The sequence below is a fragment of the uncultured Flavobacterium sp. genome, assembly GCF_951805225.1.
GTDB lineage: Bacteria > Bacteroidota > Bacteroidia > Flavobacteriales > Flavobacteriaceae > Flavobacterium.
Map to the genome: position 1 here is coordinate 2,891,291 of NZ_OX638201.1, position 25,402 is coordinate 2,916,692.

The 25,402-nt window shown below is 33.5% G+C and carries 27 protein-coding genes; 26 read left to right on the forward strand and 1 reads right to left on the reverse strand.

Features of this window, described 5'->3' with window-relative positions; genetic code table 11:
* Positions 1-141: 141 nt before the first annotated feature.
* Positions 142-2,058, reverse strand: coding sequence for an SPFH domain-containing protein (locus WN975_RS11460; protein ID WP_337966652.1), 1,917 nt, complete (start codon positions 2,056-2,058; stop codon positions 142-144).
* Between the two features lie 488 nt (positions 2,059-2,546).
* On the opposite strand from WN975_RS11460, the gene truA reads away from it, so the two are divergent.
* The 26 genes from truA (at position 2,547) to WN975_RS11590 (ending at position 25,288) form a co-directional block, all read left to right on the forward strand.
* The gene (truA, locus tag WN975_RS11465; RefSeq protein ID WP_337966653.1) at positions 2,547-3,281 is read left to right on the forward strand and encodes a tRNA pseudouridine(38-40) synthase TruA; all 735 of its coding nucleotides are present in this window, start codon (positions 2,547-2,549) and stop codon (positions 3,279-3,281) included.
* Positions 3,282-3,374: 93 nt separating this feature from the next.
* Entirely contained in the window at positions 3,375-5,129 is a 1,755-nt protein-coding gene (locus tag WN975_RS11470; RefSeq protein ID WP_337966654.1) for an ABC transporter ATP-binding protein, read from the forward strand.
* Positions 5,130-5,272: 143 nt separating this feature from the next.
* Entirely contained in the window at positions 5,273-5,857 is a 585-nt protein-coding gene (locus WN975_RS11475; protein ID WP_099708802.1) for an NUMOD4 domain-containing protein, read from the forward strand.
* Positions 5,858-6,190: 333 nt separating this feature from the next.
* The gene (gene lpdA, locus WN975_RS11480; RefSeq protein WP_017496030.1) at positions 6,191-7,579 is read left to right on the forward strand and encodes a dihydrolipoyl dehydrogenase; all 1,389 of its coding nucleotides are present in this window, start codon (positions 6,191-6,193) and stop codon (positions 7,577-7,579) included.
* 467 nt (positions 7,580-8,046) lie between these two features.
* On the forward strand, positions 8,047-8,796 hold the full coding sequence (locus tag WN975_RS11485; protein WP_337966655.1) for a DUF2314 domain-containing protein: 750 nt from the start codon (positions 8,047-8,049) through the stop codon (positions 8,794-8,796).
* 357 nt (positions 8,797-9,153) lie between these two features.
* Positions 9,154-10,605: a DUF1254 domain-containing protein gene (locus WN975_RS11490; protein ID WP_337966656.1), complete on the forward strand. Its 1,452-nt coding sequence runs from the start codon at positions 9,154-9,156 to the stop codon at positions 10,603-10,605.
* Positions 10,606-10,772: 167 nt separating this feature from the next.
* Positions 10,773-11,264, forward strand: a complete 492-nt coding sequence (locus tag WN975_RS11495; protein WP_337966657.1) for a TPM domain-containing protein — start codon at positions 10,773-10,775, stop codon at positions 11,262-11,264.
* Positions 11,265-11,364: 100 nt separating this feature from the next.
* A complete protein-coding gene (locus WN975_RS11500; RefSeq protein ID WP_337966658.1) occupies positions 11,365-12,264 on the forward strand; it encodes an arginase family protein in 900 nt (299 codons plus the stop codon).
* Between the two features lie 103 nt (positions 12,265-12,367).
* Positions 12,368-13,042: a carbonic anhydrase gene (locus WN975_RS11505; protein ID WP_337966659.1), complete on the forward strand. Its 675-nt coding sequence runs from the start codon at positions 12,368-12,370 to the stop codon at positions 13,040-13,042.
* A gap of 517 nt (positions 13,043-13,559) precedes the next feature.
* Entirely contained in the window at positions 13,560-13,949 is a 390-nt protein-coding gene (locus WN975_RS11510; RefSeq protein ID WP_337966660.1) for a DUF1801 domain-containing protein, read from the forward strand.
* A gap of 102 nt (positions 13,950-14,051) precedes the next feature.
* Complete coding sequence (locus WN975_RS11515; protein ID WP_337966661.1) at positions 14,052-14,483, forward strand: GNAT family N-acetyltransferase; 432 nt, start codon at positions 14,052-14,054, stop codon at positions 14,481-14,483.
* Between the two features lie 15 nt (positions 14,484-14,498).
* Complete coding sequence (locus WN975_RS11520; RefSeq protein WP_337966662.1) at positions 14,499-14,993, forward strand: hypothetical protein; 495 nt, start codon at positions 14,499-14,501, stop codon at positions 14,991-14,993.
* Positions 14,994-15,065: 72 nt separating this feature from the next.
* Positions 15,066-15,617 carry a hypothetical protein gene (locus WN975_RS11525; RefSeq protein WP_337966663.1) on the forward strand — a complete coding sequence of 184 codons (552 nt, stop codon included), beginning with the start codon at positions 15,066-15,068 and terminating at the stop codon, positions 15,615-15,617.
* Positions 15,618-15,652: 35 nt separating this feature from the next.
* Positions 15,653-16,243: a hypothetical protein gene (locus WN975_RS11530; protein WP_337966664.1), complete on the forward strand. Its 591-nt coding sequence runs from the start codon at positions 15,653-15,655 to the stop codon at positions 16,241-16,243.
* 333 nt (positions 16,244-16,576) lie between these two features.
* Complete coding sequence (locus WN975_RS11535) at positions 16,577-17,116, forward strand: DUF2975 domain-containing protein (RefSeq protein ID WP_337966665.1); 540 nt, start codon at positions 16,577-16,579, stop codon at positions 17,114-17,116.
* 3 nt (positions 17,117-17,119) lie between these two features.
* Positions 17,120-17,326: a helix-turn-helix transcriptional regulator gene (locus WN975_RS11540; RefSeq protein WP_337966666.1), complete on the forward strand. Its 207-nt coding sequence runs from the start codon at positions 17,120-17,122 to the stop codon at positions 17,324-17,326.
* A 160-nt stretch (positions 17,327-17,486) separates the two neighbouring features.
* The gene (locus tag WN975_RS11545; protein WP_337966667.1) at positions 17,487-17,972 is read left to right on the forward strand and encodes an SRPBCC domain-containing protein; all 486 of its coding nucleotides are present in this window, start codon (positions 17,487-17,489) and stop codon (positions 17,970-17,972) included.
* A gap of 93 nt (positions 17,973-18,065) precedes the next feature.
* On the forward strand, positions 18,066-18,962 hold the full coding sequence (locus WN975_RS11550) for an NmrA family NAD(P)-binding protein (protein WP_337966668.1): 897 nt from the start codon (positions 18,066-18,068) through the stop codon (positions 18,960-18,962).
* Between the two features lie 12 nt (positions 18,963-18,974).
* A complete protein-coding gene (locus WN975_RS11555) occupies positions 18,975-19,889 on the forward strand; it encodes a helix-turn-helix transcriptional regulator (protein ID WP_337966669.1) in 915 nt (304 codons plus the stop codon).
* 321 nt (positions 19,890-20,210) lie between these two features.
* Positions 20,211-20,639, forward strand: coding sequence for a hypothetical protein (locus tag WN975_RS11560; protein WP_337966670.1), 429 nt, complete (start codon positions 20,211-20,213; stop codon positions 20,637-20,639).
* 26 nt (positions 20,640-20,665) lie between these two features.
* Positions 20,666-21,346, forward strand: a complete 681-nt coding sequence (locus WN975_RS11565) for an aspartate/glutamate racemase family protein (protein ID WP_337966671.1) — start codon at positions 20,666-20,668, stop codon at positions 21,344-21,346.
* 83 nt (positions 21,347-21,429) lie between these two features.
* A complete protein-coding gene (locus tag WN975_RS11570; protein ID WP_337966672.1) occupies positions 21,430-21,798 on the forward strand; it encodes a nuclear transport factor 2 family protein in 369 nt (122 codons plus the stop codon).
* Between the two features lie 78 nt (positions 21,799-21,876).
* Positions 21,877-22,311, forward strand: a complete 435-nt coding sequence (locus WN975_RS11575) for a DUF1801 domain-containing protein (protein ID WP_337966673.1) — start codon at positions 21,877-21,879, stop codon at positions 22,309-22,311.
* Between the two features lie 3 nt (positions 22,312-22,314).
* The gene (locus tag WN975_RS11580; RefSeq protein ID WP_337966674.1) at positions 22,315-23,421 is read left to right on the forward strand and encodes an MBL fold metallo-hydrolase; all 1,107 of its coding nucleotides are present in this window, start codon (positions 22,315-22,317) and stop codon (positions 23,419-23,421) included.
* A 192-nt stretch (positions 23,422-23,613) separates the two neighbouring features.
* The gene (locus WN975_RS11585; protein WP_337966675.1) at positions 23,614-24,144 is read left to right on the forward strand and encodes a GNAT family N-acetyltransferase; all 531 of its coding nucleotides are present in this window, start codon (positions 23,614-23,616) and stop codon (positions 24,142-24,144) included.
* A gap of 19 nt (positions 24,145-24,163) precedes the next feature.
* Entirely contained in the window at positions 24,164-25,288 is a 1,125-nt protein-coding gene (locus tag WN975_RS11590; protein ID WP_337966676.1) for a lactonase family protein, read from the forward strand.
* Positions 25,289-25,402: the final 114 nt, after the last annotated feature.

Consider the following 25,402-nt stretch of genomic DNA (forward strand, 5'->3'; position numbering starts at 1 on the left):
AAGGTTCTGAGGTGCTAAGTTGCTAAGCTTTTAATAAAAAAATCCGATTCGCTTACGCAAATCGGATTTTCATATTTAATGTTAGATGCGTTTTTTTCACATCTTCACATTTGACATCTAACGTTTTACACCTATTAACAATTATTGTTTCTTAGGATTCTTAACATCTTTTGAATCTTTAGTATCCATCATTTCCATTAATTTCAAACCTAACAGACCACTAATTGATCCATCAGAACCACCGTTTCCGGAAATTAAAACATCTGGAATCACTTTGATGTTTCCTTTTCCAATTTCTTCTGTTACTTTATATCTGGTGAAATTATCGCCACCCATTGCACTAACTTGAAGTTGGTAAGATTCTGCAGTAGATTTACCAATTGCCATGATTTTTTCGGCTTCAGCCAAACCTGTTTTAGAGATTCTTTCTGCTTCTGCGCTTGCGTTTAGTTTCGTAGCTTCTGCCTGTGCTCCTGCTCTTGCTTTGGTAGCTTCGGCTTCTGCATTTGCACGCATTTTTGTAGCTTCAGCTTCAGCGTTTACATTCAGTTTTAAACTGGTTGCATCTCCTTCTGCTTTTTTAACTGTTGCATCTGCAGTACGTTGTGCGATCTCAACACTTTGCGAAGCACGAACGATCTCTTTTTGCATATCCGCAATCGCCGTTTCTTTCTCCATTCCCTGACGTTGTTCTTGCGCCATCCTTTGAGTTTGATACGTTTTTTGCTCTTCTTCAGCTAGTTTTCTGTCCGTTAACGTTTTCATCAATGAATCTGGCGGAACGATATCTCCAATCAAAGTATCAACAGCATTTACGTTGTATTCGTCAAGTACTAATTTGATATGATTTTTAGCCGATTCCTGACGTTCTTTTCTTGTACTTAAGAACGAAATTACATCGCTATCTTGCGCCGAGTTTCTGAAATAGTTACCAATTGTAGGCTCTAAAACCTGAGAAACCAAGTTGTTCATACTTCCAAAACGTGCAATTACTTTTGGAGCTTCTGCAGCAGGGACGTGGATAATCTGAGCTACGTCCAGGTTAAACGGGAAACCATCTTTTGAACGAACTGTAATTGTCGAAAGGTTTTTATCTAAATCATGTGATTCACTTCTCGCATTTGCCCAGTTCAAAACCAAGTTAGTTGTTGGAACTGCTTCCAATTTAGTCGTATATTTATTCAATGCATATTTTCCCGGTCCAAGTGGTTCCATCCAAACACCACGTTGTCCTTTCGAAACAATATTTCCGTGTTTAAAAGTATCTCCGGTAACATCTTGTCCGTCTTCTCCAATATACGAAATTACAACACCTACATAACCAATTGGCACATCAGTCATTGGGTTTTGCTCGATTTGTATTCCCCACGTATTAATGTAATATGATCCAGCCAACATTACCTGAGGCTGCAAACCACGATTTCCGCCAGTATCCAGGAACTTATCAAAATCCTGAAAGTTATTATGACCTTCAACAAATTTTCCGGCAATTTGCCCTTGCGGAATTGGTTCTCCATCAAGAGCCGTTACGATCCCAATCATGTTCTCGTAAATCTTAATTTGATCTGCAATTACAATTTCGAATAAGAACGTATTAATACGATACGAACCCGTTGTAATAAATGCAGTTTGACGTCCTTTTTGCCCGCCATTGTCTAAGAAAAAAGTAGCATCCTGAAAGTTATCACTGTCTACTTTTCTAGCCAGAATTCTACCAGTTGGGATTTCTTGTCCGTCCTTACTTAAAACAAGTCCAATTTTCCCTTCTGGAATAACTGTAAATCCTGTCATATCAATTGAATATTGCCAGATCCACATTCCCCAGTATAAACCCGGAGCAAGCGTTTTTGCCTGATAACCTGCTTCTCCTTTTGTCGCAATAATACGACCATCAGGAAGTGACTTGTCTGCACCAAACAAAACGAATTTTTTGGTCACTAAACCAATTTTATCTTCTGGAACCATTACCATTCCGAAGAAAACGCGTAAAATAAATTTGTAAAAAATAATGGAGAATAGGATTAAAAGTATCCACCAGTAAGAAGTAATTTCATTCATAATTTTGATATTTAGACTACAAACATAGTAGAAATACTTCCTGTTAAAATGAAATATTTTAAAAATTAACTTTTGCCAATTTTCTCCAAAAAATGTTAAAAAAAAGGTTTGATTAAATCGTGTGAATTGTCAATTTCTGACACGATTTTTTGTTGGATAAACTATGATTGGTATTTTTGGTTTTAACAGTTTTTTGACAAGGTTCTGAGATTCTGAGATACTAAGGAACTAAGTTTCTCTTTTGAAATTTTTGAAATTGAGTTGTAAAGAAAAATACCAGTTTTTCTGCGAAGATTTTGAGGTTTTCCGTAAAAATGATTACATATTATATGCATAAAAACCGTTATCCCGTTATGTTAGACGCACTACTGTGCGTCTCTACGATATACGTTGCAAAAAAAAATCTCAGAACCTTAGCTACTCAGATCTTAGCAACTTTTAAAAAAAACCTTTGTACCTTTGCATCTTAGAACCTTTGAACCTTCACCTTGAGATATTTTATTCAATTTGCTTATAACGGAACACATTATCATGGCTGGCAATTTCAGCCCAACGCTTCTTCTGTTCAGGAAACTTTAAACAAAGCTTTTTCGGTTTTATTAAATGCTCCTATTAATATAATGGGCGCCGGAAGAACGGATACTGGTGTTCACGCACAGGAAATGTACGGGCATTTTGATTTTGAAAACCCTATTGATGTTCCGACTTTAGTACATAAACTGAATTCGTATTTACCAAAAGATATTGCCATTTTTGACATTATATTGGTTCATGATGATGCGCATTGCAGATTTGACGCTACTAAAAGAACATATGAATATCATATCAATACTGTTAAAAATCCATTTTCGGAGGAATTGAGTTGGTATTTTAACCAAAAATTAGACGTAGCTTTGATGAATGAAGCCGCAAAAATCTTACTGAATCATACCGATTTTCAATGTTTTTCGAAAGTAAATACGGATGTAAATACTTTTGATTGCACGATTTTTGAAGCTTATTGGAAACAAGAAAACAACAAACTAGTTTTTACGATTTCGGCGAATCGTTTTTTACGAAATATGGTTCGCGCCATTGTGGGAACTTTGGTAAATATTGGTTTACATAAAATTTCTCTGGATGATCTGGAAAGCATTATTGCAAGTAAAAGCAGGGAAAAAGCCGGATTCTCGGTTCCGGCACACGGATTATATTTAACCGAAATTTATTACGATTACTTATAGCTGTAGGCCTTAAGCTTTAAGCAATAAGCTTTCACCGCAAAGTGTTAAGAATATTGTCTAAAGCTTATAACTTAAAGCATTGAAAAAATAAAAATGAAAGCAAAAGCATTTGATACCGGATTATTCAAACGAATTTTAAAATATACAAAACCTTATAAATGGCGCTATTATGGCGTTATCATTTTTGCCGTTTCACTTTCGATTTTTGCGGCACTTCGTCCTTATTTATTAAAACAAACGGTTGACGGCTATATCAAGACGCATGACAAGCATGGTTTGTTGATGTATATTACATTAATGGGCGTTGTACTTTTATGCGAAGTTTTCTCTCAGTTCTATTTTGTGTTTTGGGCAAACTGGCTTGGACAGGACATTGTTAAAGATATTCGAACCAAACTTTTCAAACATATTTTGAGTTTTAGAATGAAATATTTTGATTTGGTTCCAGTGGGACAATTGGTTACCAGATCAGTTTCGGACATTGAATCAATTGCTCGTATTTTCAGCCAAGGTTTGTTTATGATTATAAGTGACTTGATGAAAATGTTGGTTGTTTTGATTTTTATGTTTTATATGAATTGGAAACTGACATGGATTGTGGTTGTTGCAATGCCAATTTTGGTTTACATTACCCGAATTTTTCAGCGCAAAATGCAAGTTGCTTTTGAGGAAGTTCGTACGCAAATTGCCAACATGAACTCGTTTGTACAAGAGCGCGTTACGGGAATGAAGATTGTTCAGCTTTTTAATCGTGAAAAAATTGAAGCCGAAAATTTTAGAGTTATCAATGATAAACACAGAGTTGCCTGGATAAAAACGATTCTTTATAACTCGATATTTTTCCCAATTGCCGATATTATTTCGTCTATTACTTTGGGATTAGTTGTCGTTTACGGTGGATTTAAAATCCTGAACGGAGATCATTTTACGACTTTCGGAGATTTATTCTCTTATACCATGTTTATTGGAATGTTGTTTAATCCGTTGCGTCAGATTGCGGATAAATTCAACGAGATGCAATTAGGAATGATTGCTGCCAATCGTGTTTTTGATATTATCGATACTCAGGATCATATTCAGGATACAGGAACGCTTGAAGCTCCAGTTTTTAATGGAAGCATCGAATTTAAGGACGTACGTTTTAGTTATATTCCAGAAGAAGAAGTTATAAAAGGTATCGATTTATCTGTAGCTTCAGGGCAAACTATTGCCATTGTCGGTTCGACTGGAGCCGGAAAATCAACTATTATCAATTTACTGAATCGTTTCTACGAAATTAATAGCGGTACTATTTTTATCGACGGTCACAATATTGAAAATTATACTTTGGCTTCTTTACGAAAACAAATTGCTGTGGTTTTGCAAGATGTTTTTTTGTTTGCCGATACAATTTACAACAATATCACTTTGCACAATCCTGAAATTACGCGTGAACATGTTTTGAATGCTGCCAAAAAAATTGGTGTACACGATTTTATAATGAGTCTTCCGGATAATTATGATTTTGATGTAAAAGAGCGTGGTGTAATGCTTTCGTCAGGACAACGACAATTGATCGCCTTTTTACGTTCATATGTGAGTAATCCGAGCATTTTGATTTTGGATGAAGCTACGTCTTCGATTGATACTTATTCTGAAGAATTAATTCAGCGTGCAACCGAAACAATCACTAAAGGAAGAACTTCTATTATTATTGCACACAGATTGGCTACGATTGTAAATGCAGACAAAATTGTGGTTATGGATAAAGGTTTGATTGTAGAACAAGGAACGCACCACGAATTGCTTAATAAAATCGACGGATATTACAAAAATCTATACGATTCGCAATTTTCAGTCGCTAACTGAGATTTGAAATGCTAAAAAAGTTCTTAAAAAAGTTAAATTAGCGTTATAAGAATCATAAATGTGGTGCTTCGCAACCAGCACTATAGCAGTCTTTTTTATTGGATTCTTTATCTTTGAGATACAGAAATCAAATGTAAAAGAAAATGCCACAAAACAGATTTTATCCAAACGAACAGTTCAAAGAAATAGAAATAAATGCTTCATTACAACTACGTTATGCCATTTCAAACAGAGGCCGATTAATAAGCTTTACTGATGAAATTGAAAACGGCCGTCTCTTAAAAGGCGGACTAAGTGATGGATATCCAACTTTTAGATTTAAGGTAAAAAAAGACGACAAGATTGTCAATAAATATCTCTTTTTATACAAATTAGTTGCCCAATATTTCCTTCCGAAAAAATCAGAAGAACAAACTTATGTATTGCATCTGGATTACAACCGAAGTAACGATGATGAAAAAAACTTACGCTGGGCGACAAAAGCCGAAATGATGGAACACAGCCGCAAAAGTCCGCGTGTGATTCAGGCGAAAAAGAACCTTATCGAACACAACTTAAAAGCTGATGGACGAAAATTGACAACCACAAAAGTGATGTTGATCAAAAAAATCCTGGCTCGTCCGGAACAAAAAACACGTCTAAAAATGATCGCAAAACAATTTGGCGTAAGCGAAATGCAAATAAGACGTATTGCCAGCGGAGAAAACTGGGGACACGTTAAGGTCTAATTATTAATTGTGAATTATTAATTTATTTCACTGTGAGCGAAGTCGAAGAGTTTTCCAATGAGAAAGGTCTTCGACTTTGCTTTGTTAATGAAAGTTTTATTTTGCAGATTTAGAGTAAAAAACATAATTTTAAATTAATAATTGATAATTAACAATTCACAATTCGCACAATCTCTGTGAAAAGATCAAAATCAGTGTGGGTAAAAATAAAATTTCAAGTGTTTTTTAAAATAATTCCTTAAATTCGCAATCACAAATAACAAAAAGAAAATCGGAAAAGAGTTTCGGAATTATAAACCTCATTTTCGGTATTAAATACTAAAAACCAAAAAAATGAAATACGACGTTATTGTTTTAGGAAGTGGTCCTGGCGGATATGTAACAGCTATTAGAGCTTCACAATTAGGCTTTAAAGTAGCTGTAGTTGAAAAAGAAAACCTTGGTGGTGTATGTTTAAACTGGGGATGTATCCCAACAAAAGCATTACTAAAATCAGCTCAGGTTTTTGATTACTTAAAACATGCTTCTGACTACGGATTGAAAGTTTCTGAATTTGACAAAGATTTCCCAGCAGTTGTACAACGTAGCCGTGGTGTTGCTGAAGGAATGAGCAAAGGAGTTCAGTTCTTAATGAAAAAAAACAAAATTGACGTTATTGAAGGTTTTGGAAAACTAAAACCAGGTAAAAAACTTGACGTTACTGATAAAGACAATAAAGTTACTGAATATAGCGCTGATCACATTATCATCGCAACTGGAGCTCGCTCTCGTGAGTTACCAAACTTGCCACAAGATGGTGTAAAAGTAATTGGTTACAGACAAGCAATGACTTTACCAACACAACCAAAATCTATGATTATTGTAGGTTCTGGAGCTATTGGAGTTGAATTTGCACATTTCTACAACTCAATGGGAACTGATGTTACTATTGTAGAATTTATGCCAAACGTTGTTCCTGTAGAAGACGAAGATATCTCAAAACAATTTGAGCGTTCTTTGAAAAAAGCCGGAATCAAAGTTATGACTAACTCATCTGTTGAGCGTATTGACACAACTGGTGCGGGAGTAAAAGCATTTGTTAAAACTGCAAAAGGTGAAGAAGTTCTTGAAGCTGACATCGTTCTTTCGGCGGTTGGAATCAAAACTAACATTGAAAACATAGGTTTAGAAGAAGTTGGAATCGCTGTTGACAGAGATAAAATCTTAGTAAACGCTTACAACGCAACTAATATTCCTGGATATTATGCAATTGGAGACGTTACTCCGGGTCAAGCTTTGGCTCACGTAGCTTCTGCTGAAGGAATTAACTGTGTGGAGAAAATTGCTGGTTTACACGTAGATCCAATCGATTACGGAAACGTTCCTGGTTGTACTTACGCAACTCCAGAAATCGCTTCTGTAGGTTTAACTGAAAAACAAGCTAAAGAAAAAGGATACGAATTAAAAATTGGTAAATTCCCATTCTCAGCTTCAGGAAAAGCAAAAGCTGCCGGAACTCCAGACGGATTCGTAAAAGTAATTTTCGATGCAAAATACGGAGAATGGTTAGGATGCCACATGATTGGTGCTGGTGTTACTGATATGATTGCTGAAGCAGTTGTAGCTCGTAAACTTGAAACTACAGGTCATGAAATCCTTAAATCTATTCACCCTCACCCAACAATGAGCGAGGCTGTTATGGAAGCTGTAGCTGATGCTTACGGCGAAGTAATTCACTTGTAAAAAATATTGTATTGATGCATTTGCATTAATACGAGTTACATATTATTTTCAATTTAAAATCCGATTTGTGAAAGCAAGTCGGATTTTTTTGTGCTATTAAAAAAGCAGGCATAAGCACGAATCAATACGAAAACTTGTGGAGCTATAAAAATTAAGGATGAATTTAACCGCAAAGGGCGCAAAGCTTTTTTTGTTATAGATTACGCTCATTAAACGCAAAGTTCGCAAAGCTTTATCAATATAGCTTTGCGAACTTTGAGTTTATATAAAACCTTACGAATAAAAAACCTTTGCGCCCTTTGCGGTTAAAATAATTAATCAATACAAAATATTTTATATTTTTCCACAGTTTTTTCTGTTGATACATAAATACATAAAACATTCTTAAAATCGACAATTATCATTGGCTGTTTTGTAGTAAAAAAATTATATTTACCTAATAAAAAAAATATCATAAAATACATGTAATGGAAAATACACCAATATTTTTTGCAGACGGAGAAAGCCCTAAAATGATTGAGGCATTTAAAAAAGCACAGGAAACTTTTAAATATTTTTGGAGAGAATTATCATGGGAATATCGCCGAATAGTTCCGGCACTCAATGTAGCTTGTGTAAAACTAGCCTTTACACAAGAAATAAATAATAATACCGCAGTTGAGCATATGTGGATTAATGAGATTAATTTTGATGGCGAAAAAATAAAAGGCATCTTAGTAAACGATCCAAACGAATTAACAAATGTTGCTAATGGTGATTATGTCGAAATTCCGGTAAACCAAATTAGCGACTGGTTATTTGCTACAGATGATAAAACATACGGAGGTTTTACAATACACGCTATGCGATCAGAAATGAGCGAAACCGAAAGAGAAGAACATGACGAAGCATGGGGTTTAAATTTTGGTGACTTTAACGATATTCTCGTTGTATATGAGCAGAAAGAGAAACCAGAAAATATCGTCGAACATCCTATGAGTAAAAACATGAAAGAAAGTCTTGTTGAGTTCATAAAAACAAATCCGAATGAACTTACAGCGCAAGACGAATCAGGATATACTTTTTTACATAGAGAAGCAATTGCCGGAAATAGTTCTATTGTCGAAGTTCTACTAGAATCAGGTGCCGATAAAAACGCAAAAACTTACAGCGATAAAACTGCACTAGATTTCGCAGAACAACTAAAATGGGAACATTTGATTTCGCTTTTAAAATAACATTATCTAAAATCCGATTTGTAAAAGCAAGTCGGATTTTTTTTTACTTCATATAATTCTATTCTGAAAAAACTTCTAAAGAATACAACTCTGCAAGAGATAAAACAAAATTCTGTAATACAATCAGATACATACAAAAATTTTGAAATTTAATCTTTTTTCGTACATTTAACTGTCTTACAAGCCTGATCTTCAATCAGATTTATCTTCGCCTGAATAACTTTTATATCAGCACAAAAAAACAATCAAAGAAACTTTATTCCAATCTGAATAGAAGTTCTGTCACACTCAGTCAATTTATTTAAAGGCTGAAAAAAGATGAAATCCTAAATTTTGTAATCACTATAAATTGCTATTATGAAAAAAATTCTTCTTTCTTTTTTGTCTGTGTTGTTACTTACAGCCTGCAATAAAACCACCACTACAGAAAATACCGAAAAAACAAACAATGCAGATACTGCAACTACTGCATTTAAACCCGCTAACATCAAAGAAGAAATTCTTTATCAGCGTGGTGTTGAAACCGCTATTTGGGGAATGCCTGCTGTAAATTATCTGTTAATGTACGATGCTTTGACTAAAATAAACGGTGAATATAATCAAGTTGTTATCTGGCCAAAACTATTAGATTGGAAAAATCAAACCTTAACACCAAATCCTGATGTTATTTATCTAATGCCTTTCTTCAACACAGAAAAAGTTGGACCAGTAGTTCTTGAAATTCCGCCTGCTGACAATGGAGTTTTCAACGGAAGCGTAATGACTTATTGGCAAAATTCTATTCAGGATGTTGGTCCGGGTGGCATAGATAAAGGAAAAGGAGGAAAATACCTTTTTCTTCCGCCTGGTTTTGACAAAACTAAAATACCTTCTGGCTACATAATACTACAATCAAATACTTATCGAGGTTATGCATTGTTGCGATCCGTATTAAAAAGCGGAAGTGCAGCTGATGTTGCCGCAGCTGTTGACTATGCTAAACGCATTAAGGTTTATCCTTTTAGTGAAGCTTCAAAAAATCCTGCTACGGTTTTTGTAGATGCCAGTGAAAAGATATATGAATCTAACATAGCTTTTGATTTCAGTTATTATGAAACATTAAATAAAATAATTCAGGAAGAGCCTTGGTTAGAAAGAGATAAAGCCATGATTGATCCATTAAAAACCATTGGAATACAAAGAGGAAAACCTTTTAATCCTGATGCCCGTACAAAAGAAATACTTTCTGCCGCAGCCAAAACTGCTCACGCCTATTTAAATGATAATTTAGAAGCAACAACTCCATTTTTCAAAGATACACATTGGATTTTTCCTGTAGCTCCAGAATTTGGCGCAAATATACAAGGCGATTATCAAGTTCCAGATTCTTATCCTACAGATAATAGAGGGCTTTTGTACACTATAGGTTTTTTCAGTGCCAAACATATTGGAGAATCTCAATTTTACTTAATGCAAATAGTTGACAAAGAAGGCAATCCGCTAGACGGAAATAGTACTTATAAAGTAAATGTTCCTGCCAATGTTCCCGTAAAACAATATTGGTCCATGACCGTTTACAATCGCGAAACCCACACATTTATTCGCAATGCAAAATGGGCTGGACGTTCCTCACAAACACCCGGACTTAAAACAAACAGCGATGGTTCTGTAGATCTTTATTTTGGTCCAACTCCACCTGAAAGTGGCGAATCTAATTGGGTTCCAACAGATCCTAAAGGCAAGTTCGAAATACTGGCACGTTTTTATGGCCCAAAACCAAACTTGTACGATCAAAGTTGGAAATTGAATGATTTAGAAAAAGTGAAGTAATTAAAAACTGCATTTCTTAATTTTTGATAAAAACCAAAATCCGATTTGTGAAAACAAGTCGGATTTTTTTATCATTCTATAGAAATAAAAATTAATTATAGAAACAATATAGAACCTGATTTTTAATAATAAAGCACTAATTTTGCAACGCCAAAAAACAAATCTACATGAAAAAATTAGTGCTCCTTTTAGCAATTTCTCTTTTTTTATCACACAATCTATTTGCACAAACAAAAGTTGAAACCAAAAGTATTTTTGCAAAATCATATACTTATGTAAATGACTTTGAAAAAATTCTTACTGCAGATCAAGTCAAAACTTTAAACGATTTTTTAAAATCAAACGATACAAAAAACAAAAACAAAGTACTGATCGTAACAACATCTTCTATAGCTCCATATACTGATTTGGGCGATTATTCATTAGAATTAGATAAATATTTGATGTCTAAATTAAATATTGATACAACTGTTTTAATCGTCATTAGTAAACAATTAAGACAAATTAGAGTTCAGGGAACCGATAAAAGGCAAACTAAAATAAGCGATCAGGAAATAAAAGATGTTGTGTCTGCTTATATAATTCCGGAATTAAAAAAAGGCGATTACTACAAAGGTTTATACGAAGGTACGCATCAAATTATTAAAAAAATGGAATAAGAAATAAGGAAAGCCATTTGATTCCTATCATTATTCTTTCCGGAGACACTGTAATATTATCACCTATATTTTCATAACTTTATAACAAATAAATCAGGTTATGAAAGAAATATGCATTGTTGAATTTCCGTCTAATTTAGGTTTAAAAGAACCTCAGCCCGGAAAAGAACCCGGCGTAAAAAAGTTGCCCGATTGGTTTTGGAAACATAATTTGCACAAAGCCATAAATCCTGCAAATATTCTAAGGTTAGATCCTCCCAGATATTCAAATATCAGAGATCTGGAAACCAACATTCTCAATGCAAATTCATTAGTCGAATATGCGCGAGAACAAGCCTATTTAATAAATAATTTATTGAGCCAAAACAAATTTCCTTTTGTACTTGGCGGTGATTGCAGTATTCTTTTAGGACCAGCAATTGCATTAAAACAAAAAGGCAATTACGGATTATTTTACCTCGACGGACATACTGATTTCATGGATATTTCACTTTCTGAAACTGGAGGCGTTGGCGGAATGGCAGCTTCTATTGTAACCGGAAACGGACCTCAAAAACTGACCAATATCCTCAATTTATCTCCTTATATAAAAGAAGAAAACCTCTGGTGCGTAGGCAATCGCGAATATGATGACAAATACGAAGATCAAATTAAAAATTCCACAGCAACGTATATAAGCCTTCATGCACTACGAAAGCAAGGTATTTTAAATTGCCTACAATCATTCCTTTCTCAGATTAAGAACAAAAATCTCGATGGATTTTGGCTTCATATCGATGTCGATGTTTTAAACGACTCGATAATGCCATGCGTTGACAGCAGAACTCCTGACGGCTTGACTTATGACGAGTTTAACGAACTTACCTCCTATTTATTTCAAAGTGATAAACTAAGCGGACTCGAAATAACAATTCTCGATCCAGATTTGGACACAACCGGAAAATACACAAAAGATTTTGTTGCAAATATCACCAATACTTTTAACTCAGTAAAGAATTAGATTTATGTGATATTAAAAAAACTTCTTGTGGCTATTTTATAAGTAGAAGCGAAATAATTTTGCACTGTTTCACAAAAACATCTAAAAACTTAAAAATCAGCACATGAAAACAAAAATATCACTTCTTGCGCTTATAGCTTTTTCAATAACTTTTTCAATACTTAGCTGTAAAAAAAGCAACACGACAAAAAAAGACAAAGAATTAACTGCAATTGAAAAACTAACCGAAGGAAACAAACGTTTTCTAGACGAAAAAACAGTTCATCCACACCAAAACAAACAAAGTATCTTAGCAAATCAGGACGGACAAAAACCTTTCGCTGTAATTATCACTTGTTCAGACAGTAGAGTTTCGCCAGAAATCGTATTTGATCAGGGAATCGGAGATTTATTTGTGATTCGTAATGCAGGAAATTTAATTTCTGATATCGATATGGGAAGTATCGAATATGCTATCGAACATCTCGATACAAGATTAATTGTTGTTTTAGGTCACACTGAATGTGGCGCCGTAAAAGCATATATTAATGATAAAGACGGAGCTTACAAAAAACATTTCAATCATATCGATAATATAGTTGAAACAATATCACAAGAAAAAGAAGAGATCGACGCAGATAAAACTACTCCAAAAGCAACAAATTATTTAGGAGCAATTGACGCTAATATCAAACATTCTACAAAATTAATTCAGGACAATCCAATCGTAAAAGAACATAAAATTCAAATTGTTTCTATGCGCTACGATGTACATACCGGAAAAGTGGTGCAATTGTAACCAACATTCAATATAAAATACTAAGATCCGATTTGTGAAAGCAAGTCGGATTTTTTTTATTTGAGCGATGTTCGCCGCGGCGAATCGGGCTATTCGCTACAAGTCCTCGCACTTCCTTCGTCAGGCTGTGAGCTTTCCAATTCTATCCCAATGCTATTAAGTTAAGCTTTTAGAAAATAAAATCCGTTTTTATCTGCGTTTTTACGAAGTAAATCTGTTTTATCCGCGTCAAAATTAAACGCTGATTTTACTGATTCGTTAAAGCGAAAACGCTGATAAAAACGGATTTTTCTAATCACTTTCTTGATTAAACTGTTAAGTAATTTTGCAGATTTCCCCTTAACTTAATGATATTGTCTTCTATCCCTCACGCAAACACAAAACTTCAAAACAATATTCATTTTATATTGATTTATTACAATAAAAAAAAGACTAATTTAGCTATGAAAAATAACTTCAAAAAAGTCTTGCAGCAAGTTATTCACCGATTCAAAATCAAATAAAAAAGCTCATTATCATGAATGCAGCCGTACAAGATTATAACAATTCGCAAACTAGTTCAAACAAAGAAATCTGCAATCAATTGGCAATTATAATCAACGAGAATCTGTCAGATTACGAGAACAAAATCTGGCATGCACATCCGGTTTGGTTTCTTGACGGAAATCCAATTGTAGGTTACAGTAAACTCAAAAATTCTGTTCGCTTATTATTCTGGAGCGGACAATCTTTTGATGAAGAAAAATTGGCAAACGAAGGCTCATTCAAAGCTTCAGAAATTCGTTATACAGCTGCCGAACAAATAAATAAAGAAGACTTAAAACGATGGCTCAAAAAAGCCACAGAAATACAATGGGATTATAAAAACATCGTCAAACGAAAAGGAGTACTCGAACGATTAAAATAACATCATTATTTAGCCATATAAAAAAATAGATCTTATTTTTAATATCGAAAAATGCCCGAAAACGAATTCAAAGCTTTTAAATAGAAAATTGTTTTAAACCAAATGAAAATAATTCCCATTAGAAAAAACGACTATGATTCCTTAAGAAAGTTGTTTTTAAAAGAAAGGCAAAACACCTTTCATTGGCTTGATTCTGAAGAATTTCAATTAAATGATTTCGATCGATATACAAAAGGAGAAGTTATATTGGTTGCTATTCTTGACGATATTCCCGTTGGTTTTATTTCAATCTGGATGAAAGACAATTTCATTCATCATTTGTATATTGATCAAAAATATCAAGGAAACGGCATCGGAACCGAATTATTAAAAGCTGCAATCCAGAAAACCAAACTCCCAATTACTTTAAAATGTCTCGAAAACAACACAAAAGCCGTTGAGTTTTATCTCAAAAAAGGTTTTTTCGCAGTAGAACGCGGACAATCTGACCATGGCGGATATATACTTTTCGAATTATTAAAAAACATTAACTAACTCCCAAAATAAAAAATGAACACGCAAACTATAATTCTTCTAAGCGGTCTGCTACTTATTTTAATTTCCATATTTTCGTCTTATCGAAAAACTCAAAAAAGTAAAAACCTACAAACACTTAATCCAAATGAATTAATACCAGGACCAATAGTACACGATAAGCTAACCGATGACCAAATTGAAAAAATCAAAAAAATCCAATCCACTTTTTCAGATGTTTACCCAATATCTTTAGAAGATACTATTACAAATTTTAAAAGAGATCGAAATCCTGATAACGAAATAAGAGTTTGGTTCAATATGATGCAGGCTTATGAAAAATTCATCTTAAAAGATTCCGAAATAACGTTAGAAAAAAAATCTGAAGTCTTCAAATTAATTCTATTACGTTCTATGATGGACGAAAGTCAAGTACGAAGTCAAACTGAATGTAAAATATTAACTGAAATTGAAATCAACGAAATCTTTGAGTACTATACATTTGAATCTAAACCATTAATAATAGAATAATTTTTTAATAGCAATCCTATTTTGAACCGAGCATTTCAAATATTTCTTTTTCTTTTAGTTACTACCTTTTCAGTGGCACAGGATAATTCTAAATCAGAATTAAAACTTACTAAATACAATAATATTCTGCATACTAAAATTTATAGAATTGAAATTAATGATTATCAAATTGTAGAACTTATAGCTTTAAAAAATGGAGAATACGATGGCTACCTTATCAATTGTATTTGGAAAATAAACAAAAACCAAAACAGGACCAAATCGATTACTCAGAAGATAAAAATTCAAAATTTAACTGTCAAAAAGTTAATGGCGGAATTAGAAAATGGAAAGTTCGAAACCATTCCTGATTGTCAGGATTTAAAAGGCTGTATTGAAGGATTAGATGGAACAACAATTAGTTTTTATGTCTATAAAGAAAATATTTCGCGCAACTACTCTTACTGGGAACCCGAATCAGATTATTATTATAAAGATAAAATAATCCCCGAAATACTTCAAATAAGAGAAATCTTGAAATCTATCAATCATGAATTTGATCTAAGAACAAGTTTTGCAGAATTTCGAGATAATTTACCCAAAGGAAAATATACTTATGGAATGGTCATAATTGAAAAAAAATAAATTAAATAACCCCTAAAAAACGAAACAAAACCCAAATGACACAAATTACAAAAAAAGACATCGACAAACCAATTGGAGGATTATTCTTCATGATTATCAACACAACAATTTGGTCTTTTATAGCCGAATATTATCTCGAAAATAAAGATTACAGACTTGTTGGAGTTCTTTTAGGTTTTATCATTACAGCTTTTTTATACTTCTATTTTACGTTTACCAAAGCACAAAAAACGTTGGCTGATACTGTCGAAGAAAAAACCACCGAAGAAAAAGCTAAAGAAAAATGGTTCTTAATCATCTTTGGTTTAGAAGGTTTGGGAATACTTGTAGCTAGAAATGTTTTAATGAACATTAATCATAACGAATTGTTTATTTCGTTTTTTGCTCTGGCAGTTGGTTTGCACTTTTTTCCGTTAGCCAAAATTTTCAACCGTACTTTCGATTATTATATGGGAACCTGGACTTGCTTCTTTGCCATTCTTGGTATTTATTTAATAACTCAAAAAGTAATACCAGTAAATCTTGCAAACGTTGTGGTTAGTTTAGGTTGTGCAATTGCAACCATTTCTTACGGCGTGAGAATGATTAATGAAGGCAGAAAATTACTCTTGGTTAAAGCAAATTAAAAATATAGAACTCTTTATTTTCAGCCGCAAAATCAAAGAAGGTCTTAAAAAATCATAGATTTCTGGCAAAGCCCCGATTGAAACGGCATCCTTTTCATCCGCTTTTCGCGGATGAAAAGATATAGTGGAAAGCGGGACAAGAGTTCTTATTAAAATATTTTTTCTGCTCCTTAAAAAAATTAAAAAACCTTGATTTTATTGAATACAGTCATTCTTTTAAAAAGTCTAAAAAACTTTTTAAAGGCAAATATTTTATATTTATAAATAAAAATTTATCGTTTATCAATAAATTTTTATTTATATTTGTCCTGTATTTATCTAAAACAAAATATCATGTCAACAAAATCAACCATCATTTTAAAAGTCCTGAATGTTGTTTCATGGATTGCATTTATTGGAGCTTGCATAAAAGCGGGATCACTTTTGGTCTCTTATTTTATAAGTATGTTTTACGACGAAGTTGGAGCAAAAAACTTATCGTTGGGTTTAGATTTATCTCAGCTAAAAGCTTACGATCAAGTAGATTATTCTATAATGGTTTTCTGTATTATTGTGATTACTGTATTTGAAGCTTTGATCTTTTATACGCTGATTCAGATTTTCATGAAAATAAATATGGTTAGTCCTTTTCATGAAACTATTGGAAAATTAATTGAGAGAATGAGCGGATTCGCTTTATTAGTTGGAATTTTTAGCGAAGTTGTAGTTTCTTATTCTCAAAAATTTACTGTTCTGAAAATAAATCTTCCAAATCTTATGGAACATATCGGACTTGGAAGTTCTTTTCTGTTCTTTGCCGGAATCTTGTATTTTATTTCTCAGCTTTTTGCGAGAGGCATTGAATTACAAAAAGAAAACGAATTAACGATATAAACTATGCCAATAATAGTAAACTTAGACGTAATGATGGCGAAAAGAAAAATGTCATTAAACGAACTTTCTGAAAAGGTAGATTTAACTTTATCCAACCTTTCGATCTTAAAAACAGGCAAGGCAAAAGCGGTTCGGTTTAGCACGCTCGAAGCAATCTGTAAAGTGCTGGATTGCCAGCCGGGCGATATTTTAGAATTTGTAGCCGACTAATTTTTATTCCGATTTTAGTATTAAAGAACAGTTCTCTTTTTCTTTTATAATAAATTCCCAAATCTGTCTGAAATCCCCCTTATAATTGTCGGCTTAACACCCTAATATATTGATTTTTAGAAAGTAAATTTGTTATATTAATTTCTAAAAACAAATAATTATGAGTGCATCAGATTTTACCACAACTATAAAAGTAGATCAATCTCCTCAGGAAGTTTTTAATGCTATTACCAATGTTCGTGGTTGGTGGTCAGAAGAAATTGACGGAAACACAGCAAAACTTAACGACGAATTTGAGTATCATTATGAAGATGTTCATCGCTGTAAAATAAAACTAATCGAAGTGATTCCGAATCAGAAAATTGTTTGGCTAATTGAGAAAAACTATTTCAAGTTTACAGAAGACAAAACAGAATGGACAAACACAAAACCTACGTTTGAAATTTCGGAAAAAGACGGCACAACCGAACTTCGTTTTACGCATTTTGGTTTGGTTCCGGAATACGAATGTTTTGATATCTGCAGAGATGCCTGGACAACTTATATTCAGAAAAGTCTAAAAAATTTAATTACTACCGGAACCGGAAATCCAAATGGAAAAGACAAACCTCAAACCGAAAATGAGAAGAAACTTTCTGCAAAATAATACAAGTACTATTTTAGGCTAAGACAATCGTAGATTTGGCTAAAGCAATTGATTTGTTGTTATGGAACTTTGTAACAACAAAAAAACAGAACGATGAAAATTATAATTACAGGTTCTCTAGGGAACATTAGCAAGCCATTAGCAACGAAACTGGTTCAAAAAGGACACGACGTTTCAATAATTACGAGCGATGCAGGAAAACAAAAAGAAATTGAAACTTTAGGAGCAAAAGCAGCAATTGGATCTGTAGAAGATGCAGCGTTTTTAACGCAAACTTTTACTGGAGCAGATGCCGTTTATTGCATGATTCCGCGTGCAAATTATTTTGATCCTAATCTTGATTTGGACGCTTTTACTCGCAAAATAGGAAATAATTACGCAGAAGCTATCAAAAATTCAGGTGTAAAACGTGTGGCTTTTTTAAGTAGTATTGGCGCACATTTAGAGAAAAATTCAGGAATAATTCAGCGTTATAATGAAATAGAAAGTATTTTGAACAAACTTTCAAATGTTGGGATTACTTTTATGCGTCCAACTTCTTTCTATTATAATCTGGAAAGCTATATTCCTATGATTAAATTTCAAGGTCATATTACCGCCAATTATGGTGCTGACGAAATTATTCCGTGGGTTTCGCCTTATGATATCGCAGAAGCAATTGCTGACGAACTTACAACTCCGCTTGACGGAAAGAAAATTCGTTATGTTGCAAGCGAAGAATTAACAGGTCATGAAACAGCCAGAATTTTGGGTGAAGCAATTGGAAAACCAGATTTAAAATGGGTTTTATCAACAGATCAGCAAACTTTGGATGGTTTAATAAACATTGGAATGCAGTCAAAAATTGCCGCAGGTTTGGTCGAAATGTACGCAGGACTTTACAATGGTTCTCTTGGTGAAGATTACTATAATAACAGACCAGCAGAAATGGGGAAAGTAAAACTAGCAGAATATGCAAAACATTTTGCGGCTTTATATAACCAAAATTAAGTAACTTGTAACATGGCAAATCAGCAACCTCATCGTATAAAAAGTATCAGCGAATTTCATGAATTTAGAGATTTGCCAAAACCTGAGCATCCATTAGTCAGCGTTTATAACTTTGAAGATCTTAAACATCTGAACGAAGCGGAACCAAAAAGTTTGATGCTTGATTTTTATTCGATTGCCTTAAAACGCCATGCAAATGCAACCATGAGATACGGTCAGCAGGAATATGATTTTAAGGAAGGTGTTTTGCTATTTATTGCGCCGGGACAAGTTTTTTCTATAGAAGGAAATGCAGAACTTCAGCATACAGGATGGTCCTTATTGGTCCATCCTGATTTTTTGTGGAATACGCCGCTTGCCAAAAAAATCAAACAATATGAGTATTTTGGATATTCAGTTCATGAAGCTTTACATCTTTCTGATAAAGAAGAAAAAATGATTATCAATATCATCAAAAACATTCAGAACGAATATCAATCTAATATTGACAAATTCAGTCAGGATGTAATTATTGCTCAAATCGAATTACTTCTTACCTATTCTGAACGCTTTTATAACCGCCAATTTATTACCCGAAAAATCAGCAGTCATAAGATGCTGGAACGTTTAGAAAATCTATTAGAAGACTATTTCTCAAATGATTCTTTATCCAAAAAAGGATTACCAACGGTTCATTATGTTGCCGAAAATTTAAACGTTTCGCCAAATTACCTAAGCGGATTATTAAAACTACATACTGGTCAAAGCACGCAACAACATATTCATGATAAATTGATCGAAAAAGCCAAAGAAAAACTCTCGACAACTCATTTATCAATTAGCGAAATTGCCTTCGAATTAGGTTTTGAACACCAGCAATCCTTTAGTAAATTATTTAAAATCAAGACAAATGTTTCGCCTTTAGAATTCAGGCAATCTTTTAGTTAAGTATAATCTCTACAGGACAAATATTGCATTCCTAATTATTTGTTACCAATATATAATCTCTACGATATATGATTTTCAGAATCTAAATACGGTTCAAAAAAACTCAATAATTTGATTATTAAGATATAATCCTTTAGGATTTAAATATTGGTAAAAAAACTAAACTCTTAAAATAAAAATATCCCATGGGGATTACACTTATATGTTTTATAATCCAAATCATTTACAGAATTATTAGGTTATAAAATCGGATTAATTAACACAATGCAAGCAGAACAATAGCATTAATTTCCCTAAATTCGTCGTTAATAAACGAAAGATATGAATCCGATTTTTAAAAGTGTTCTGGCCGTTATAATTGGTCTTTTTGTAGGAAGTGTTGTCAATATGTTCATCCTATTATTGAGCAACTCGATTATTCCAGCTCCAAATGGCGCCGACGTTACAACTGTAGCAGGTTTAAAAGCAACCATACATTTATTCGAACCAAAACATTTTATTTTTCCATTTTTGGCACACGCACTCGGAACTTTTGCCGGAGCAATAGCTACCGTTTTAATTGCTTCGACTCACAAAGCAAAACTGGCTTTAATAATTGGCTGTTTCTTTTTATTAGGCGGTATTGTAAATACTTTCACACTGCCTTCACCTCTTTGGTTTACCATTGTAGATTTAGTTTTTGCTTATTTACCAATGGCATATCTGGCAATAAAATTGTTCTCAAAAAAGGATCTAAAAGCTGTAATCTAACGCAAAGAATAATCCCGAATAAATCAATGAAAAAAATTGGACTTGTTGGCGGAACCAGTTGGGTTTCTACAATCGATTATTATAAATTCATTAACGAAGGTGTTAATAAAAAACTGGGCGGATTACAATTTGCAGAATGCCTGATTTATTCTTTGAACTTTGGAGACATTCAGGAAAAAACCTGGCCAAACTCATACGAATTGGTACTAAATGCTTGCTTAAGTTTAAAGAAAAGTGGCGTTGATGCCATTGTTCTATGTGCAAATACAGCTCATATGCATGCAGACAAAATTGAAAAAGAAATTGGATTACCTCTAATTCATATTGGTACAGAAACTGCAAAAGCCATAACGCAAGAAAAAATCACTACTGTTGGACTATTAGGAACTTCGTTTTCTATGGAAATGGATTTCTATAAAGATCGCCTAAAAAGTTTTGGATTAAATGTATTGATTCCGGAAAGTCAGGAAAGCCGAAATTATATACAGCAAGTTTTAAAACAAGAATTAGGTAAAGGAATTATAAATCCGGATTCTAAGCAAAACTATATTAAAATTGCAAACGAATTAATCTCGCGTGGAGCCGAAGGTATTATTTTAGGTTGCACCGAAATTCCTTTGTTAATCGATCAAACGGACTTTTCAGTTCCTGTATTTGATACCACAAAAATCCATTCAGATGCCATTGTAGACTTTATTTTATCCTAAAAATAAAGAGCAATAAATCTGTACTTGTTTTTATTTCAGAGAAGTAAATTTCATAACTTAGTTAGCTTTTAAATTCTAAAATCATGACTAAGAAATATATTGCTCAGGAATTTCTAAAACTCGCGGCAAATGGGCATTCTCACGAAGCTTTTCGACTTTATGTAGGCAAGAATTTTAAACATCACAACGCTTACTTTAAAGGCGATGCCGAAACTTTAATGCTCGCGATGGACGAATCATCACGAAAAAATCCATACAAAACTTTTAAAATTCATCACGCTTTAAGAGACGGAGATATGGTTGCCGTGCATTCACATGTAAAACAAAACTCAACTGATTTAGGCACAGCTGTTGTACACCTTTTTAAATTTGAATCAGATAAAATAGTAGAACTTTGGGATTTGGGACAATCGATTCCAAAGGAAATAAAAAACGAAAACGGGATGTTTTAGTTTATAGTTTTCAGTCACAGTCAAAATTGCAACTGAAAACTTGAAACCTGAAACTTGAAACAATAATACCTCCTAAAAATGGCAAAAAACAAAACAACAGAAACAGAAAACAATGTTGACGATTTCATAAGTGCTTTTGTCGAAGATGAAACCAAAAGAAAAGATTCTTACGAACTTATCAAAATTATGCAGGAAGTCACTGGTTTTGAACCCAAAATGTGGGGGCCAAGCATTATTGGTTTCGGAAGTTATCATTACAAATACGACAGCGGTCACGAAGGCGATGCGCCATTGGCAGCATTTTCTCCAAGAAAAGCAGCAATTTCACTTTATGTCTATTCACCTTCAGATGAAAAAGAAGAAAAAGAAGAATTACTTTCGAAATTAGGAAAACATAAAGCTTCAAAAGGATGTCTTTATGTGAAAAAATTAGCAGATATTGACGTCGAAATTCTAAAGAAAATGATTTCCCTTTCGATAGAAAACACAAAGAAATTATATCCCTCAAACTAAAATATGATCACAGCCTTATTACTTATAATTTTCACTTTAGGAATTGCACTTTACTTCTTTTTACAACATCCAAAATTCGGGAAAGCACCTTCTGGAGAAAGACTGAAATTGATTCAAAAATCGCCTCAGTATAAAAACGGAAAATTCCAAAACGAAAATTTCACTCCGGAACTTGCCGAAGGTTATGGATACTTTTCTGTAATTTCTGATTTCTTATTTAAGAAAGTAGATCGAAAAATTCCAACTGATTTAATTCCGTCTATAAAAACAAATTTACTGGAACTTGATATCAATCAGGATGTTTTGATATGGTTTGGACATTCTTCTTATTATATTCAGCTTGAAGGAAAACGTTTTTTGATAGATCCTGTTTTTAGCGGAAACGCCTCGCCTATTGCCGGCACAACAAAAGCATTTAAAGGAACTGATATTTATACCGTTGATGAACTTCCGGAAATCGATTTTTTATTAATCACGCACGATCATTATGACCATTTAGATTATGAAACGATTATAAAATTAAAATCGAAAGTTAAAAAAATAATCTGTCCGCTTGGAGTTGGTTCACACTTCGAATTCTGGGATTTTCCACTTCAGAATATCATAGAAAAAGACTGGCACGAAAAAGTAGAACTTGATCAAAATCTGACACTTTATACCGCTCCGTCTAGACATTTTTCGGGCAGAAGTTTTAATCGCTGCAACACGCTTTGGACTTCCTTTATATTAGAATCTAAAGACTTTAAAATGTATTTGGGTGGCGATAGCGGTTACGATTCTCACTTTGCGAATATTGGTGCAAAATACGGCCCTTTTGATATTGCACTTATCGATAACGGTCAATATAATCCTACCTGGAAATACATTCATAATTTACCCGAAGATGTTATAAAAGCCATGAAAGACTTAAATACAAAGCGAGTTTTTCCGGTTCATTCTTCCAAATTTTCATTGTCGCTTCATTCCTGGGATGAACCTCTGAAAAAAGTAACTGAATTAAACGCAGCTTCAGAAAAACCGATTCCGCTTGTAACACCGATGATTGGCGAATTAGTCGAATTAAAAAACGAAAAACAAGAATTTAAACAATGGTGGAAAGGAGTTAGATAGATTATAGACTTAAGATTATAGATTATAGATTATAGATTGGAACACGTTTACTTTGTCATTCCGAGGAACGAGGAAGCTCCGTGAGAAGTTCGACAAAGATTGGGTTTTCGTTACGGAGTTACTTGCGAAGATTCCTCGTTCCTCGGAATGACAAAAAGAGAATAAAAAATTACGCCATTAATAAAGTACAAAATGAATAACCCAAACTATACTATCCGAAATGCTTTTCCTTCAGAATTTGAAGAAATAGGCAAATTATTGATTAATGTTTACTCGCAATTAGATGGTTTTCCGAAAGAAAATGAGCAACCTAATTATTATAAAATGTTGGCTAATATTGGCGATTTTACCAATCATCCTGAAACAGAACTTTTAGTCGCAATCGACGAAAACAATACGATTCTTGGTGCCGTGGTTTATTTTAATGACATGAAATATTATGGTTCCGGCGGAATTGCAACTCAAGAACAAAACGCAGCCGGTTTTCGATTATTGGGCGTTGATACAAATGCTCGCGGGAAAGGAATTGGCAAATTTCTAACACAGGAATGCATCAAAAAAGCCACTGATAATAAACGTCAGCAACTTATAATTCATTCGACTTTGGCAATGAAAACTGCTTGGAAAATGTATGAAAATCTGGATTTTAAAAGATCGGAAGATTTGGATTTTATGCAGGAAGAATTGGCTGTTTTCGGATTTAGATTAAAAATTACTTCCTAATATAATACCTCAAAAAACCTTGAAATCAAAAATATCTTTCTTAGCAATTGCATTTCTGCTTGCTGTAAATGCGTTTTCTCAAAATACTTATATTTTTCTGGGATCTTATAATCGTGATAAAACAGCAGAATCTATTCAGGTTTATCAATTAGATACTATAAATGGGAAATTGAGCAAAATAACCGCTATAAAAAATGTTGTAAATCCGTCGTATCTGACTTTGTCTCCAAACGGAAAATATCTATACGCTTGTACCGAAACCAAAACGCCAAATGCCGGAAGTGTCAGTAGTTTTGAGTTTAATCCGGAAAATAAAACTTTGACCTTTTTGAACAGTCAAAAAAGCGGCGGTGAAAACCCTGTTTATGTTGCGGTTCATAAAAGTGGGAAATGGCTCGTAAATGGCAATTATACGGAAGGAAGTGTTTCTGTTCATCCGCTTTTAGAAAATGGAAAAATAGATTCTCTTGCTCAAAATTTTCAATACTTGGACGGAAGTGTTAACAAAGAACGACAAGACAGATCGCACATTCATTCGACTGTATTTTCGCCTCAAAATGATTATTTATTCCTGCCGGATCTTGGTGCCGATAAAATACGTTGTTATCAATTTGACGCAACTCAAAAGCAACCTTTGGTAGAAACAGATCATCCTTTTATAAAAACAGATTTAGAAGCCGGACCTAGACATTTTACTTTTCATCCCAATCAGAAATTTGGTTATTGTATCGAAGAAATGGCCGGAGCAATAAGCGTATATCAATATGAAAATGGCATTTTGACCAAAATTCAACACATAAACACACATCCGGATAACATTAAGGAAGGTTTTGAAAGTTCTGACATTCATATTTCGCCTGACGGAAAATTTCTATATGCGACAAACAGAGGAAAAGAAAACAATATTGCAATTTTTTCTATTGCTCAAAATGGTCTTTTGAAAAACATTGGTTATCAATCGACTTTAGGAAAACATCCGAGAATTTTTGCTATCGATGAAACTGGAAAATTTCTTATTGCAACCAATGTTCTTACCGGAAATGTGGTAGTTTTTAGAAGAAATCAACAAACAGGATTGCTTAAAAAAGTCGGAAAAGAAGTTAAAATGGAAAATGTTTCTTGTGTTCAGATTAAACAGATTTAATTTAGTTTGCTCACGGATTTTGCGGATTGAACAGATTGACGCGGGTTTTTTATTCGCATTTTACGTCATTGCGAGGAACGAAGCAACCACACTCATAAAAGTATTGCGAGATTT